The organism is Ideonella flava (assembly GCF_051857595.1).
In the GTDB taxonomy this organism is placed as follows: Bacteria; Pseudomonadota; Gammaproteobacteria; order Burkholderiales; family Burkholderiaceae_C; genus Ideonella.
Map to the genome: position 1 here is coordinate 167053 of NZ_JBPZHD010000010.1, position 17122 is coordinate 184174.

General features: G+C 71.4%; 5 protein-coding genes. 1 reads left to right on the forward strand and 4 read right to left on the reverse strand.

Features of this window, described 5'->3' with window-relative positions; all coding sequences use genetic code 11:
• The first annotated feature begins 137 nt into the window (after positions 1-137).
• Positions 138-2162, forward strand: coding sequence for a multicopper oxidase family protein (locus tag ACS5PM_RS22215; RefSeq protein ID WP_439389883.1), 2025 nt, complete (start codon positions 138-140; stop codon positions 2160-2162).
• Between the two features lie 12 nt (positions 2163-2174).
• Here ACS5PM_RS22215 and ACS5PM_RS22220 read toward each other — a convergent pair whose 3' ends face one another.
• The 4 genes from ACS5PM_RS22220 to ACS5PM_RS22235 all read right to left on the reverse strand — a co-directional run bounded on the left by ACS5PM_RS22220 (position 2175) and on the right by ACS5PM_RS22235 (position 17122).
• The gene (locus tag ACS5PM_RS22220; RefSeq protein WP_439389884.1) at positions 2175-8222 is read right to left on the reverse strand and encodes a DUF7379 domain-containing protein; all 6048 of its coding nucleotides are present in this window, start codon (positions 8220-8222) and stop codon (positions 2175-2177) included.
• Positions 8223-8262: 40 nt separating this feature from the next.
• The gene (locus tag ACS5PM_RS22225; protein WP_439389885.1) at positions 8263-11805 is read right to left on the reverse strand and encodes a hypothetical protein; all 3543 of its coding nucleotides are present in this window, start codon (positions 11803-11805) and stop codon (positions 8263-8265) included.
• Positions 11806-11963: 158 nt separating this feature from the next.
• Positions 11964-16079: a hypothetical protein gene (locus ACS5PM_RS22230; RefSeq protein ID WP_439389886.1), complete on the reverse strand. Its 4116-nt coding sequence runs from the start codon at positions 16077-16079 to the stop codon at positions 11964-11966.
• Positions 16076-17122, reverse strand: coding sequence for a hypothetical protein (locus ACS5PM_RS22235; RefSeq protein ID WP_439389887.1), 1047 nt, complete (start codon positions 17120-17122; stop codon positions 16076-16078). Before ACS5PM_RS22235 ends, ACS5PM_RS22230 begins: the two co-directional genes overlap by 4 nt.

Sequence of the window (17122 nt, forward strand, 5' to 3'; positions counted from 1 at the left end):
AGAAACTTCAAAGGCCAGGCTCGACGGTCCGCCTTCCGGCCCTGTCGGAGGCGCCCTCCCCCACGCTCGCAGCTTGGCCGCCCGCAGGCCCTGTGCTGGAATCCTCCGGTCCCCATGCCGCCGCCGGAGGCTGTTCGATGTCGTTGCGCCTGCGCTCCCACTTCTGCCTGTTCGCTGTCTGGTCGACGTGGCTCGCTGCCGCACTGCCGGCCGCGGCCGCCACGCTGGCCGAGTTGCCGGTGCTGCAAGGCCAGGACGGCATGCTCGACCTGCTGGTCGTCGCGCGTCCCGAGCCGATCACCACCTTCTCGCCCTACCAGCCCGAGGGCTGGGTCTACGACATCTGCCCGCGCCCGACCGACGGCAGCGAGACGTGCCCCGCCAGGCCGCCGGGCACCAACCTCTACGGCGGCACGCGGCTGCAATTGCAGCCCGGCGACACGCTGAAGATGCACCTGGTCAACAAGCTGCCCGTGGTGCTCGATTCGGAGCACGCGCGCGAGCGGGGCTTCCACTACCTGGCCTCCAACCCGACGAACCTGCACACGCACGGGATGCTCGTCTCGCCGCACTGGCCGACGCGCAAGTCGCCCACGTACGGCGACAACATCTACGTGATGACGCTGAACCCGGACAACCCGCCGCCGGATGGCGACGACATCCTGCACGGCGACGTCCGGCTCGGGTCCACCGACTACGAGATCAAGATCCCGAAGAGCCACCCCTCGGGCCTGTTCTGGATGCACGCCCACCTGCACGGCCTGACGCTGAACCAGCTGAACTCCGGTCTGTCGGGCGTGATCACCGTCGGCCACCCGGCGGACTACCTGTGCAAGGACGCCGACTGCGGCGCCTTCCTGCAGACGCTGCCGGTGCGCCACTTGTTGCTCAAGGATTCGCAGGTGCTCAAGAGCAACCGCATCCTCACCCAGGCGGTGCCGGCCTTCTGCAAGCCCAAGGCCGTCAAGGATGGGGACACGCGCCAGGGCTCGTGCCTCGGCATGCACGGCGAGCCCAGCGGCGGCGGGCGCTGGTTCTTCAGCCTGAACGGGCAGGTCTATCCGCACATTCCGGTGGCCTCCGGCAACGGCGAGATCTGGCGCATCACCACCGGCTCGGCGACGGTGAGCTACGACCTGGGGCTGCGCGACGACGCGAGCGGACAGGACATGCTGATGCAGGTGCTGGCGGTCGACGGCGTGGCGGTCGAGCCCGACGCGAACGCGACCAGCGCCGAGCTGCGCACCATGAGCGGCACCCGCATCCAGGCCGTGCCCTGCCCCGCCGATGTGCCGGGCAAGCTCGCCCACAAGCCTCTGTGCGCCAGCCGCGTCCTCCTGATGCCCAGCTCGCGCGTCGAGCTGTGGGTGGCGCACCGCGACGCCGCCGGGCGACTGGCGCCGGCGGGTGACAACGCCACCGCCACGCTCTACACAGCCAACGTCAAGACCGGCCCGGCCGGCGACCATTGGCCCGACATCGACCTGGCCCGCGTGAGTTTCCGCGGCACCGCTTCGGCCAGGGCGCCGCAGATGCTGTCGGTGACCGGCGATGCCAACGCCGCGCTGCGAGACCCGCGGCGCCTGAGCAGCGAGCTCAAAGCCGGCAACGCGCTGTTCCGCCCCGAGGCCGATTGCCAGCCTCTCGCGCCGGGCCACAAGCGACGCATCTTCATGGGCTTCCTGCCCGGCGGCGTCATCGAGTTCGGGCTGGGCTACGAAGAGCTGGACGAGAACGGCAACGCGGTGCCGGGCACCTTCCTCAGCATCGCGCCCTTCAACCCCGACACGCCCACCCTCTGCGTGCCGCTGGGGCCTGGCAACACGCCGGCCGTCGAGCGCTGGCAGATCGTCAACATCGCCGGCGAGGACCACAACTTCCACATCCACCAGACCAAGTTCAGCCTGCTGTCGCGCGACGTGGTGGGCGGCCGCACGGTCGAGCATCGCGGCGGCGTGCTGCACGACAACGTACCGGTGCCGCACGCAGACGGCCTGTGCCGCTCGGTCGACGAGTGGCGCGCCGGCGCCTGCGTGACGCATGCCGTGGAGCTCGAGATCCCGTTCACCGTCGCGGGCGATTTCGCCTACCACTGCCACATCGGCGAGCACGTGGACGACGGGATGATGGCCCGCATCCGGGTGCGGGCCGACAAGCCGTAGGCAGCTGCGCCCTCAGCGCTTGCGAGGCCGGGCCGGCGTCTTGCGGGCGCTCGCCTTCCTGGCCACCGGCGCCGGCGCCGGCGCAGTCGCCGCCGGCCTGGCCGAAGAGCGCATCGACGGCCGGTCGTTGCGCGGCGGGCGGCCGGGCCGGATGCGCTGCAGCAGCTCCAGCAGCCGGGTCGCCACGCGGCAGTAGGCCGGGTTCTCTTCGGCCACCCCGCAGGCGTCCAGGAAGCGGGACAGCAGCTCCATCTGCGACAGCATGGAGTCCAGCTGCGAAGGCTTCACGGTGACGTTGGCCAGCGCCTGGCCGTAGGCGGCGGCCAGCTCCTCCAGCGCGGCATGGGCCGCGTCGCCCTGCCCGGCCAGGCTGCCGTCCACCAGGCGCTCGACCAGCAGGGCCTCGGGCTGCATCATCGCGTCCCACGGGCTGGCGGTGCGGCCGAAGCTCTCGGCGGCGTAGCGGCGGCATTCGTGCGCCAACTCGATCGCGGCCTGCTTCTCCGCCTCGCTGCGCCAGGCCGTGATGGCGTCCAGGGCCAGGCGGTTGAGGGCCAGGTAGGCCGAGAACTCGCGGCTGCCGGCGCTGCATTCGTCACGCCGGTAGGCGGAGATGCTGGCCTCCAGCGCGCGGCGCAGCCCCTCGGCCGCACCCTCGGCGAGCTGGAACACGGCCACCTTGCGCGCCGAGCTCGCGCCGGCCTCCTGCCGCACGCGCTCCTGTGCCAGCAGGCGCAAGGCGTACAGGTTGGCCTGGCGCTTGTAGGCGCTGCCCAGCAAGGCGCTGCGCTCCGGGTTGAACGGCGGCCGGTCGGGGGTGCCCACCAGCCGGTCCAGCGTCTGCAGGCGCTCGATGGCGCCATCGATGAGGGACTCGGCGGTCTCGATCGCCGCCACCGAGGTCCTTCCGTACGGGCCGCTGACGGTGGTTGCAGCCGGCGCTTCGGCGGCCGGGGTGCCCGGCGCGGGCGGCTCGAAGATCGCGCGGACCTCGTTCCAGGCCATGCGCTCGGCCAGGCGGGCCTCGACGTTGGCCAGCTTCTCGATGTCGTGGATGGGCACCTTGCCCTCGGCATCCTCGGCCTGGACGGCGCGCGTCAAGGCCAGCCGGGCGCGCTCAAACTCGCCCAGATCGAACCAGGTCAGGCCCAGGGCGGATTGAACGGTCGGCACGTCGAGCCAGCCGGCCTGGGTGCGGTCGCGCAGCATCGCGGTCAGCGAGGTGATCTGCGCGCGGGAGTCACGGTCGCTCAGGCGATCGCTGCGCCGCGCCAGCGTGGCGCGGATGCGGGCCAGTTCGTCCAGCAGTTCCTCCGGCGAGGCGAAGTGGTCGTCCTCGCCGCGGTCCCCGCCCTCGGCCTGGGGCTCGGCGCGCCAGGCCGGATCGCCATAGGCCTGGAAGGCGCCCCAGGTGATGTCGAGCGGGTTGTTCTCGTAGACCGCCTTGCGGGCCTCGAGCACCGATTCGCCAAAGGGCTGGCGCCGGCGCAGCAGGTGCTCGTAGAAGGTCTCGCCGAAGCGGCGCGCGCCTTCGTCGTCGACAGCCCAGCCCGCGACCACCACGCACCGCACGCCGATCTCGATCAGCTGCCGCGCGATGCTGGCCGCCAGCTTGTTGCCGGCCCGTCCGACATCGACCGTGCCCAGGTGGCAGCAATTGAGGAAGACGACGTCGGGCACGACCTCCATCGCGTCGATCTCGGCCGCCGTGATGAACAGGCCATCGGACAGCACCACGCCGCTGCGCCAGCGCCCGTCGGGATGGCGCACGCCGAACACGCCGTGGGCCGAGATGTGCAGGATGCGCCAGGGCTGGTGGTACAGCGCCGGCAGGAGCAAATTGGCCGGCTCGCCGCCCGTGAGCGGCCGCACGGTGTAGCCCATGGCGCCGAGCAGCCGCGCCACGGCCTCGGCCTCGGCCTGCGCTCTGGGCAGGTCCGGCGGATCGGCGGCGATGGGCGCATCCGGCCGCGACAAGGCCTTGGCGAAGCCCTTGACCGACGGGTTGCCTATCACCAGCGCCGTGCGCTCGAAGCTCTGGCGCACCTGGCGGCGGAACTCGGTGGAGACGAGCTGGCGCACCACGGCCGTTCGCAAGGACAGGGGTCGCTTGTCGTCGTCGGTGCGCGTGGGGTCGTCGGCCAGCATCAGCTCCCACGGCAGGTTGGCCGTGGCGCGATCGACTACCAGCACCACCTTGTCGAGCTGGCGCGCGGCGCCCTTGAAGTCGTGCGGCACCATCAGCTGGAACAGCGTGCGGCCGAAGTCCTCGCTCCACAGCTTGTCGTGGATCTGCTGGCGCACGAGCTGCTCTATCAGGCCGGGCTGGCGCTGGTGCAGCTTGGATTCGGCACGCGCGCGCTGGCCGACGTAGACGAAGCGCAGGGTGTCGGCCACGAGGGTGGTCGGCGCATCGGAGACGGAGGCGGGCACGACCGATTCGTAGGCCTCGTCGCCGATCGCGCCGGTGATCATCAGCCGCGGCCAGTAGCTGGTGCGGCCGCCGTCGAACAGGCGCTGGCGCATGCCTTCGCCGCGGTCGAGCTGGCGCTGGCACACCAGCTCCGTCTGGTGCTGCTCGGCCTGGGCCGCGAGCCGCGCCTCCAGGTGCCGCAGCGCGTACACCGCCGTGATGGCCGTGTCGATGTAGAGCTCCACGATGTCGAGCCGGCCCACGCGTATGTTCAGCCGCGTGGTCTCGTAGAAGCGGGCGTTGCCTTCCATCACGCCGCGCACCAGGGCCTCCATCGAGGCCTCGACCGTCAGGTTGGCCGACGAGTTGTAGCCCAGCAGCAGGGTCGCCAGCGGCACTTCGCGCTCCGACTTGCCGAGCACGTCTATCACCTGCAGCAGGTAGCGCAGCGTCCCGGCGACCACCGCCTCGGTCAGTTGCGCGATGCCCAGCGAGCCATCGAAGGGGCCGAGGCCGGTGACGATGGCGCCGCGCATGCTGCCGCGCAGGCGCTCGGCCTCGTTGGGCACGCGCAGCACCACCGTCGCGGTCCCGAGAGGGCCGGCGTACAGGCCCAGATTCTTTCGCTCGGTGAGGTCGCCGCTGAGCAGCTCGCGGTCGATGAGCGCCTGCGGGCCGGCGATCGGGTCGCGCTCGTAATGGCCGACCATGATGGGCTGCGAGAGGAAGTGCAGGTCCATCGCCCGCACCCGCACGTCCAGCCGGCGCTTGCTGCGCGGCTGAAGGCGGTTGCGTGCCGAGCCGCCCAGCAGCACGCGGCCCATCACCTGGGCATCGTCCACGCTGGGCGGGCCGGCGTCGTAGGCCAGGGGCTGCGGCTGCTCGATGGCCCGCTTCGCCGGCGGCGTCGCCGACAGCAGGTTGCTGGTGCCGGTGATCAGCAACTGCTTGAGAGCCGGGAAGTACTCCTTGGTCGCCGGCAGGTCGCCGTGCTCGGCGGGCATGTAGAAGAACTGGCCGATGCCGCCTATGCGGCCCGACTCCCAGGTGACCGTGCCGTCGCCATGCGTCGTGCCGACCATCTTCAGCCGACCATCGATCTCGCGCACGCCGCAAGGCGTGTTGCGGGCCACGCCGAAGACGTAGACGGCGAGCTTTTCGTAGGCTGCCGGCAAGGCAGGCCGCTGCATGCCGTCCTGCCGCCACAGCCAGGCCGCGGAATCGAGCACCTCCTGCGTCGGCTGCCCTACCTGGCCGTTGCCGAACCAGAAGTCCTTGACCTTGGGCACGAAGTCTTCCCAGGTCGACTGCTGCTGGTAGTCGTGGAACTCGCCGCCGTCGCTCTGGCCCTGGAACATGTCAGTGAAGCCAGGTTTGGGCAGCAATTGCAGCGCGCCGCGAAATCCCGCGACGATGTCCAGCACCTGCTGCATGCTGTGCGTCACGTCCAGCCGCACCAGCATGCGCAGCGTGTCGCCCTTGCCGATGAGGTTTTCCACCATCGAGTGCGCGCCCTGGTGCGGCGTGCCCAGCATCACCAGCCGCGCGCCGTCGCGCGCCATCAATGCATCCATCACCGGCCGGCGGCGGTGGATGCAGGCGCGCACCACCAGGCCGCCCATGCTGTGGGCGAGCAACCGGATCGGCTGCTGCGTCTGCTTCATCAGCCGGTCGACGAACTCGCCGAAGCGTTCGCCAAGCACGTCTAGCGGCTGTCGCCAGTCGTAGGCGAAGCGCTCGACGCGATGGCTGTCGGCCAGCGCCTGGCACAGCTCGCCGTAGAACATCTCGAACAGGTCGTCGGCCTCGACGTCGGCCCGGCCCCAGGCGATCTTGGCCAGGCCGCCGGCGGCGATGTCCAGCGGGTCGAACCAGACGCGGTCGTCGCGGCCGGCCCGCAGGTGCGAGCCCATCACGCCCGGCAGCACCACGACCACCGGCTTGTCGGTGGCCAGCGCATCGCGGCTGGCGGCGACGAGTGCTGCCGCATAGTCCTCGGGGTTGGGCAAGGGGCGGAAGGCCTCCAGCGCCCGCGGCTCCTTCGCGACGAGCCAGTCGCGCAGCGCTATCCGCGTGCCGGTGTTGGTGAAGTAGCGGAAGTGCGAGACATCCGCCCCGCGGTCGAAGATCACGCGGGCATCGATACGCGGCGCGATGCCGGCCAGCATGGCGGGGGTGTTGACCACCAGGTCGTTGTCCTCGCGGTCGAAGATCAGCATGTCGGTCAGCAGCACGCCCAGGCGCTTGAGCAGGTTGCCGCCCTCGATGTCGCCGGCGATGACCGACATCGCCAGCCCCTCGCGCACCGGGGCGTCGCGCAGCAGCCGGGCCATCGGCGAATCCGGCAGCATGGCCTCGATGCCGGGCACCAGGTGCGGGTTGGTGCGGTTCTTCGCGATCTCGATCACCACCCGCTTGAAGGCCGCGTAGAACGGGCTGCCGAAGAAGAACGGCACCTGGCCGATCAGCGTGAGCAGGCCCGAGAGGAAGACGTCGAAGTTGCCGCTCGCCAGCTTGGTGCCGTTGGCCGGCGAGGCCGCGCGCACGTAGCGCTCGATGACGAATTTCTTGGCCCGCAGCTCGGCCGCCAGCAGGCGCAGCGTCTTGCGCTGATCGGCGTAGGCGTCGTCCAACTGCTTGACGATGGCCTTGGATTCATCGCTGTCGGGATCGAGTTCGCCTATGCCCGGCAGGTTCTTCGGCCGCCCGTAGGCCTCGATGACGGCATCGAACTCGCCCAGGCAAAGCAGGTCGGCGACGAGGCCTCCGCGCGAGTGGGAGACCAGGCTCAGCCGCGCGCCGGCCGGCAGGGCCCTGGCCAGTTGCAGGGCGTTGTCGATCGGGCTTGCCGACAGCGTGTGGTGCTCGAAGCCATAGATGCCGCCGGTGAAGTGGCGCTCGAGCGCGTTCCACAGGTCGCGGTCGCCCACCCGCAGGTCGCCGAAGCTGCCGGGCGAGCTGGAGCCGGTGCCATGCACGAAGACCAGCATCGGCTCGCCCTTGGCGGCCACGTCCGCCAGCTCGGCCTCGCGCGGCGGCTCGAAGCGGTCCTCCCGCCCGGTGCCACCCACCCAGTGATAGACGCCGGGCTTGTCGACCAGCTTGGACTCCACCGCCCACATCAGCGCCTGGGTGCCCAACCAGGTCACCCCCAGCTCCGCCGGCTGCAGGCCCTTGTCCTTGAGCCAGCCGAGGGCGGCGTCGATGACGGCGTCCTGCGCCTCGCCGGCCACCAGCGTGTAGACCTTGCTGACCAGGCCGCCGAGCGCCTCGCCGAGACCGCGGCCGGGCGAGGCACAGGTGGCGCGCAGCTTCTCGAGCGGGATGCCCTCTTCGCCTTCTAGCCAGTCGGGATGGGTGCGCTCCAGCGTCTCGCGCAGCTGGGCCACGCTGGTCACCAGCGTGCCGCCATCGGCCAGCTCCAGCACGATGAGCTCGTCGGCACTCGCTTCCCGCTTCACCGTCGCGGCGGCGACCGCGCTGCGGGCACTGGCGCCCACGTCGTAGGTCGCGGTGGGCCTGAGGTAGTCGGCCGGCAGGAAGGGGTCGGGCTGGCCGTCGAGGCCGCGGCTGGCCCGGGTCAGCAGCGGCGGCAGCGTCGGCGATTCTTCGCGGCCGGTGAGCTGGATGGTGATCGTGCGGGCCATCGTCTGTCTCCTCCTGCCGGCGCCGCGACTTTCGCCAGCGCTACAGCTTCACGTGCACCGAGCGTACGGCGACATTCGGGTTCGTCAAGGCCAGGTCCCGCAGCTTGACATTGCCGCCGAGCGCGATGTCGCTGCCGACGCGGATCACCGCCACCAGCAGCACCAGGCTGTCCGGCGTGGCGGTGGCCAGGTCGAGGTCGAAGCTGGCGATGCCGGGCTGGACGTTGTTGATCGTCTGGCCCGTCAGGTCGAGGCGGTGCGACTCACCGGCCGCGCCCAGCACGAAGCTCCAGCCGGCCGTCAGCGCGAGGGCCGTCTTGCCGTCGGCCGAGTTCAGCACCTGGTTGACGGCGTCGAACCACGGCAGGTCGGCCGAGAACCAGGTGGAGGCATCGTTCCACTGCGCCGCGCAGCTGGCAGCCGGGTCGACCCACTTCAGCAGGGTGACGCGCACGGTGGCGCCGCCCACCGCGAAGCCGCCGCGGTGGTGCACCACCACGTCGACCTTGTGCGGCGCGCGCGCCAGGGCGCAGGAGGCCTGCGTGGCATCGCCCTCCTCCAGCTTCAGCGCGAAATCGGCCAGGTCGGCCTCGGTGGGGACACCGTTTCCCCAAGGCTCCGCGGTGGCGTTCGCCGGCACGGCCATGGCGCCGTTCCACAACGCGTTGTCGATGAGGACGGCGCCGGCCGGCGGCACCTGCGGCGCGGGCGGTGGCGGTGGCGGTGGGGCGATCGCTGCGCCCAGGTCTCGCAGGACCTCGTTGAAGTACGCGTCCCAGCGGCCGGTGGGCTGTACCCGCGGATCGTTGCGGCTGGCGCGCAGGGCGCTCTGGAAGCGACGCAACATCTCCTCTTCGACGGCGGGCGAGCCGCGGAACCAGGGCAGCGAGGCCGGGTTGGCCAGCGACACCGGCGCGCGCCGCGGCCGCACGTCGGGGCTGCCGTGCCAGGAGCGGTCGGTCACCAGGTCGCGCTTCTTCTCGACCGCCCGATCGCGGTAGCGCAGGTCGTCGTCGTGGGCCCGCAGGTAGGTCTTGGGCACCAGCGTCGGCTGGTCCAGGCGCAGCTCCCAGATCCCCCGCGCGGCGATGCCGGCGCGCAGCAGCACCAGCGTGCCGTCCTTGAAGATCTGCAGGTCCTCCACGGCCGCTTCGGGCAGGCCGTTCACCCGCCCGTTCCAGGCCCAGGTCGGTGGATCGGCGCCGTGGTCGGTGCGCACGCCATGCCACACGCCGACAGTGGTGCCCACCCACACGTCCTGCGGGAAGTCGGGATGGCAGGCGATGGCCACCACCGGGGCCGGCACGCCCTTGGGGTCGGTGCGCAGCTTGGTGGGGACCCACTTGTCGGTGCCGTCGAACCACCACAGGGTGTCGACCTCGGGCTTGGTCTCGTGGCCGGTCGTGCCCAGGTAGAGGGCGCCGAGCGTGCCGCGCACCGCCCCCGGGCCGTCGAGGTTGACCCCGATGTCGGTCCACATGGTCGCGTCGTTCATCGACGGCGGCACGGGCGGGCGCTTCTTCTCCTTGCCGCCGGGCACCACGTCGACCGGCCGCACCTCGGTCGCGCCCCAGGTGCCGGGCGCGCTGGCGTTGGCCGTGCGCGCGTAGCGCATCAGCTTGGTCTCGCCGAGCACCCAGGCGACGTCCGGCGTCTGCCAGCGGCACACGCGGATCACCTGGCCGAAGGCATCCAGGCCGATGGTGGCGTTGGCCACGGCACTGGTGGATCCCGAGGGCAGCGTGAACCAGGTGCTGCCGAAGTCCTCCGAGTACCAGACACGCCGGGTGCCGACGATGAGCTGGCTGAAGTTCGCGGCGCCACGCTGCGCGGCGATCGCGGCGGCCTCCGAGTAGAACGCTGCCTTGTCGTTCTCGGCCTGCGTCACCGGCAGGCTGCCCGGCGCCGGCACCGTTTCCCAGCCGCCGCGGAAGTACTGGCGGAAGTAGCGGCCGGGATTCAGCGGATCGAGTGCCACGCCGCCGCCGTCGCCGTCGCCGTCGTGCCGCCAGTGCGAGTTGGAGCGGCGCGTGATGACGCCGTTGTCCTGCAGGCCGGCGACGATGAAGCCCTCGCAGGTGGGGTGACAGGCGATGTAGTTGGACTCGATCACCGCGAGCCCGTTGTTGACCGCGTAGAAGCTCACCGCCGTGCCGGGCTTGTCCGAGCGGAACACGCCGCCGTCGCAGGCCACCCACAGCCGATTGCCGTTGTTGGTCCAGACGATGTCGTGCACGTCGGCGTGCACGTTGACCCCGAGCATCAGCGGCGGGTTCGGCGAGCCGAAGGTCAGCGCCCCGGCGTTCATCGCCACCTCGCCGACCAGCACCGCGGCGTCGTCGGTGTTGCCGCTGGCCAGCATGGGCGTGCCGTCGGGCTCGGTCGCGGCGAAGGTCGAGCCCCCGATGACCACGCGATCCGCCACGCTGGGGTGGGCGGCCACCACGATGTCGTAGAAGCCCTGCCCCGACCCCATGATGGGCGGTACGCCCGCCGTGACCAGCTCGAAGGTGGGCTGCGCGTTGCCCGGACACTTCACGCGGATCAGCTGCGGCGCGTTGGTGCCGCTCGTGTCGCACAGGGCGTAGAACTGCGTGGGCGAGACGTCGGCCGGAACCCGCGCGAGCTGCCCGCGCGGCCCGCTGCCGTCGGCGAACAAGGCCATCGGGACGATGCGCTTGAACTCGCCCGCGCCGGCGTCGCGGCACCACAGGCCAGGCTGCGCGCCCTCCTGCACCCAGACCCACAGGCGCTCGGGCCGCGTCGCGCCATCGCCCTTGGTCCACAGCACGTCGGAGCACTTGTCGGACAGTGTGTCGAACGGCGTCTGCGTCAGCTTGGTCCAGACGCAGTCCAGGCCGCCTCCGGCCGGCCGCTGGAACAGGCCGATGGTGGTGGCCGCCACCACGCCGTTGCCGCCCGGCTGCAGCGCGATGCGACAGACGCCTTCGTTGACCAGGTTCTTCGCCTCGCGGACCCACGGGTCGTCCACGCCGGCCGTGGCCGGGTGCTGTGCCACCAGGATGCCGATGCCGGCCTCGGAACGACCGGGCTGGCCGCTGAACGAATGGGTCGTCTCTCCCGTGCCCAGGTAGGCCACGTCGTCGGCCTCGGTGGCGCCGAAGGCCACCTCGATCGAGCCGCAGGCATTGCGCTGCGCGGGGCGCTTGATGCCGGCCACCGGCGTGGTGGCGAAGCCGCCGAGCGAGACCCAGTTCGACCCGCCGTCCTTGCTGTACCAGACGCCGCCATTGCCCGAAGCGGCGTACAGCCGTTCGCCGTCCTTGTGCACCGCCAGCATGTTGACCCGGCCGGCCACGCGCGCGGCACCGATCGTCTGCCCGCCCGTCACGTTCACCGGTCCGAGCGGTTGCCACAGGAACGGGTCGCCGCCCACCGGGGGCGCCTTGGGCATGACCCCACCTCGCGACAGTGCACGGGTCGGCACCAGCGCCTTGCGGCCCGCCTCGCGGGCGCCATCGGGGTCGAACTCGCGACGCGTGCGGCGCACGAAGCGGCCCCGTTCGGCGGGATGGTCGTCGTTCTCGTGACGCGGCGAGGCAGGCCAGGCGTAGCGGCTCATTGGAGCCCCTCGCCCGACGGGTACGTCGGCCGATCCCCCGAGGGGGCGACCGCGGACGTGATTCGTCCAGTGGACGAATCACGCCAGGGAGCGGCCGGCTTGGGAGCGGCCCTGCGCTCGGCCCGCCAACAGGGGGTTGACCCAGGATGTCTCATCGCTCACTCCTCCTTCGGCTTGTCGGGCGCGACGCGGATCCAGCCTTCCCTGAATTCCGCCGGCGTGTCCGGCAGCAGCGCCGTCTGCGTGGCGGCCAGGATGGCGTCGGTGCGCCAGGTGGCGGGCGTGTCGCGCCAGAGGAAGTTCTGGTCCTTGCCGAAGACCGAGACCTTGGGCAGGCGCACCTGGCCGTCCTTGGCCAGGTCGGTCTCCACCAGCACCGGCCCGGTTCGAAGCGAAGGCGCGATGGCGGCGAGGCCGGGGCCGACCCAATCGCGCGCCAGCGCCAGCGCCTTGCGCGGCAGCACGCCCGAGCTGAGCGTCGCCTTGCCCGAAGGGTGCATGAAGAGGGTGAGCGTCACGGTCTGGCCCAGGTGCAGCAGCAGGGTGTCGTCCTCGTCCTTGCCGGCGATGTAGGGATGCGTGATCGGCTTCTTGGCGGGCAGGCCGGCGGATTGCGCGTACAGGCCCAGCTGGCCGCGGCTGCGCCCGCTTTCGGTGGCGGCCCCGGCGATGGCCTTGTCGACCAGGCGGAAGCGGGAGAAATCATCGTCGACGAAGAAGCCGAGCAGTCCGTCGTCACTGCGGGTGATCTCGCCGATGCGCACGGGGAAGGCATACGCCCTCGCCCTTCGCTCGGCCGCTTCCCATTCGGCCGCGCGATCCAGGTCGGACAGGTCCACGTCCACCGGCGGGCGCAGCTCCAGCCGCAGCTGCGCGCGCACCACCGCCACCGGCCGCCCCACCAGCCCGGCCACGTGCTCGCTGCCCATGGCGGCGAAGGTGTCGACGCTCCACAGCGTGGTGTCTATGGCTCGCAGCAAGGCCGACAGCGCGGACTCGGTGGTGACGTCTTCGACGTCGGCCGGTGCCCCGGCGCGCGCCGCGGCATCGGCCGCCACCAGGCCAGCGGCGAAGCGGCCCAGCACCTGCTGCTTCGGCGACAAGTCGAACAAGGGCCCGGCATCCGCGGGGCCGGTGCGGCCGGCCGCGATCTCCCACATCACGCCGCCGCTGGCCGCCTCGTGCAACAGCTCGCCGATCGGCGCCCCGTCGACACCGAAGACCTCGAGGCTCTCGTCCAGGTGGTCGGGCATCACGAAGCCGGCGACCGGGTTGACCTGCAGCGCCGCCTCGATCTGGTCGACGCGGGCTTCCACGCCCTCGGCGCCCAGCGGCGTCGCCGAGTCCACCAGCCGCAGCAGCCAGCGCGCCGGCCGCAGCAGGCGCGGGGCCATCTCCAGCGCGCCGGGCCGCTCGGTGCGGACCGAGCGCGTGGGCACCTGGACGGTGGTCAAAGGCACGTCGAGCGTGCGGCCGAAGGCATCGAGCAACCGTGCCTTGCTCAAGGTGACGCAGCCGGCCAGCAGCGCGTGCGGCGCCTGCAGAGGCGCGGGGTGGTCCACGCCACCGCCCGCGTTGGCCGGCCGGCGCAGTCCATCGGACGCGGCGAAGCCGAGCAGCTGGTTGCGCACGCCGTCCAGGGCCGCGGTGACGATGTCGAGGTTGAGCACGGCCTCGTCCAGCGTGCGGTAGGCGTCCTCGGTCTTCTCGTCGATGAGGCCGCCGCCGGGGGTGGCATCGAGCGCGTCCTCGGCCTTGAGCCAGTCGGCTATCGCGTCGTGCAGGGTGTTCGCCGCGCCCACCGTGAGCTGGGCGCGGCCGCGCAGTGCCACGCTGTCGCCGGTGATGTCGGTCGTGTCGGCGTCGAGATCGACCGCGCCGAGCTTCCAGGCCTCCAGCGTCGGCGGGTCCAGGCCCTCGACCTTGAGCTCCCACTCCAGCCACATCGGCACCCAGGGCTGGGCCCAGGTCGTCACGCCGACGAGGTCGGGGTCGGCACCCTTGTACAGCGAGAAGCGCGCGAGTTCGTCGGCGATCATCGTCTGCTGCTGGCGCACGCCCGGCTCGATGGGCGAGAAGCCGTTGCCGCCGGCGGCCTTGGCCCGCATGCGCGCGGCCTTGGTCTTGGCCGCGGTGGGGTGGAAGGCGATGGTCGCGCCGTCGTAGGTGCCGTCGGCGCGGAAGCGCATCACCGACTCGGCCTGCAGGCGGCGGAAGACCGCGCCGCGGATCTCGTCCGAAGGCGCCACTGCGTTGGCCAGCCAGGCGTGGTGGTAAGGGTCGTGCAGCAGCAGCTCGCGCGCCAGTGTGGTGACCTCCGGCGGGATGGAGCCGTTGCCGAGCGAGCGCACGAAGCGGTCCTTGGCGATCACGCCAGCGATCTCGTCGATCACGTGCGAGGGCCAGCGGCAGGTGAGCTTGCCATCGGCCGAGCCGCGGCCGTCGTTGCCATGGCGAAGGCTGCGCGAGGCCCCGCGGATGGCGACCATCGGCTCGGTCGGGAAAGTGAAGCGCGGCGCCGGCCGGTCGACCACGCGCGCCTCTGTCGGCGTGAGCACCTCGCCCACGCGAGACCGCGACAGGTCCTTGATCACCGCCGCGCTGGCCTCGATCAGCGTCGGCTTGTACTGGGTGGCGAAGGCCATCTGGCTGCTGACGACCTGCTGGCCGCCCCCGAACGCCTTGGCCTGCAGGCCCTTGGACTTCATGGCCTTCTGCTGCGCAAAGGCCCGTGTCTGTATGCCGGCCTGCGAAGCACGCGAGCGGCCCAGGCCGAGGCCGCCGACGCCGCCGGTCTGCACGCGCTGCAGGTAGCGGTCGCTGCCGGCCGAGCCGCTGGGCAGCGACTGGAAGGCGACCGCGTGCTCGCGGTCCTCCAGTTCGGCGATGCCGTCGGGGGAGCCGAGCCGGTTGACCTTCTGCGCGGTGAAGGCCCCGAGCAGACGCTCGGTGGCCCGGCGCTGCTCGGGGTTGGCCTGAGCAGGGGCGGCAAAGGCGGCCAGCAGGTCGTCGTCGTGGTGGCCCATGGCCACCGACAGGGTCGAGGCCGAAGGCCGCCGGTCGACGAGGACGGTGCCGGAGACGGGGACGCCGTAGATCGCCCCGTGCAGCAGCGACGAGCGCAGGTGCCAGGGCTCGGCGACATAGCGGTGAGCCGCGTCGGCGGCGAAGGCGGAGTTGGCCTGCAGCACCGGCTGCTCGATGAACGTGGACGCGATGGGCGTGAACGCGGAGACCTGCTGCGCTGCCTTGCGCAGCGGCACGTCCGGCACCTCGAACGGCCGAGGGCTGGACCAGCGCTCGGCCGTCGTCAGGCCCAGCGCCTTTCTCAGGTCGAACTGCGCCTTCGCCTCCTGCAGCGCCCACTGCTCGTCGCCCCACTCGTAGAGCAGGCGCCAGCGCAGCTTGTCGAGCAGCTCGTGCAGGCTGGCATCGCTGCGGGCGGCATCCAGCGCATCGAGCGCGGGGTCGCTCCACCAGCCGGCGACCAGGTAGGCGGCGCAGTTGTCGTCGACGCCTTTGGGCGCCAGGGTCGCGACGTCGGTGAGCGGGTCGTGCAGGGCGAAGCGGTTCAGCACGGCGTCGTAGGCCGCGGCCCAGCTGACCGAGCCGCCCACCGTGCCGGTGAGCCGCTCGCGATCGACCGGCACGCCGGCGATGGGCGCGTTCTGCGAGGCGCTGCCGCCTTCGGTCCAGCTGCCCAAGGGGATGGCCGCGGCGCGGTCGGCCTCCAGCACCCAGCCGCTCAGCACCACCTCGCGCGAACCCAGCGGCAGCAGCGCACGCAGCACCACCCAGCGGTCGGGCAGGCGGGGCAAGGTGAGCCGGTTGACGCTGCCGTCGTCGCGCTGGTCCAGCTTGCCGCGCAGCAGGGCGTCGGGCATGGCCCAGTGCAGGTGCACGCCCGCCGGGCGCGGCGTGCCTTCGGCGAACGGTGGCGGGAAGCCGTCTTCCGGGTTCTTCAGGTCCTCGCCGTTCGGGTCGGCGAGCAGCATGGGCAGGCGAACGAAGGCTTCCTTGTGGCCCGGCGGGATGTACAGCGCCTGCACGTCGATCGGCACCAGCAGCCGCCGCTCGCGCAGCAGGTACTTGTCCCAGGTGGCGATCTCGCCGATGTCCATCGCGGCGCGGTCGGCCGCGAGGAAGCGCTTGTCGCGCAGCAGCTGGCGCGTGTCCTCGGGCGGCAGCTGCACGCGCAGGTCGCCCTGGCGCAGCAAGGGCGGCGTGCCCAGCCGGTCGAGCGGCGCCGCCTTGCCGCTGCTAGCGCGCTTCATGGCTGCACCTTTTCCATGTAGTTGATGACCTGGTCCTTCCACTCGCTCAGGCCGATCGCCACCTGGAAGGCGTCGAGCTCGTAGAACTGCGAACCCTCGGTCTCCTTCGGGTCGCCGAAGACCTGCCGATAGGGGAATCGCAGCATCTCGAGCGCGAATTCCTGCGGCGGCAGCTTCGGCGGCCCGACCGGCGGCGCCGCGGCCGCGAGGCGCTGGTTGAGCTTGGCCAGGTCGATCACGCCGGGCGCGTTGGGCCGGAAGGGCACGACCACCGAGTTGTCAGGTGTGAACGGATCCGTCGGCTCGGACTTGGAGCCGTCCTTGTTCACCAGGTTGCCAGTGTTCTTGTCGCGCAGGCGCACTTTGCGGGTGCCGAAGGGGGTGTTCTTGTCGGTGCGCGCGCCGAACTGGATGCCCTGGCGCGGCTCCTCGATGTGCACCACCGCCGGCACGCCGTCGAACAGCACCAGCAGCACCGCCGGCGCGAGGCGCTCCATGCGCAGCACCTTCATGCGCTCGGGGTTGGACTCGGCCTCGGTGGTCAGCGCGTCGTCCTTCACCACGTCTCGCGAATAGGCCCGCACATGCAGGTTGGGCCAGCCCGAGACCGCGCGCGAGCGCAGCAGGAAGCCCGTGATCGTGCCGCTGCCGGCCTTGAGCATCTCCTCACCCTGCGGCTGGCGGGCGAAGCGCTCGGCCTCGTCGATCTCGTTGCGCAGCGTGGGGTAGACAGCTTCGAGCTGGCTTCGGTCGGAGGTGGTGATGGTGCCCACGCTCAGCGCGCCCTGCACCAGCGCATCGGTCCAGGAGCGGTCGATGTAGAAGAAGCGGATCGACTCGATCGGCAGCAGCGCGGCGTCGGGCACCAGGTAGCTGAAGGGCACGCCGTGCAGAAGCCGCAGGCGGCCGAAGAAGCGGCGCAGCTCGCCGGGCACCACGTGCTCGCCATCGTCGGGGTCGTTGTCGAGCACGAGGCTGACGTACTTCTGGGTCGCCGCCATCGCCGCGTCGATCACCAGGTCGGCACTGAGGTTCTTCAGCAT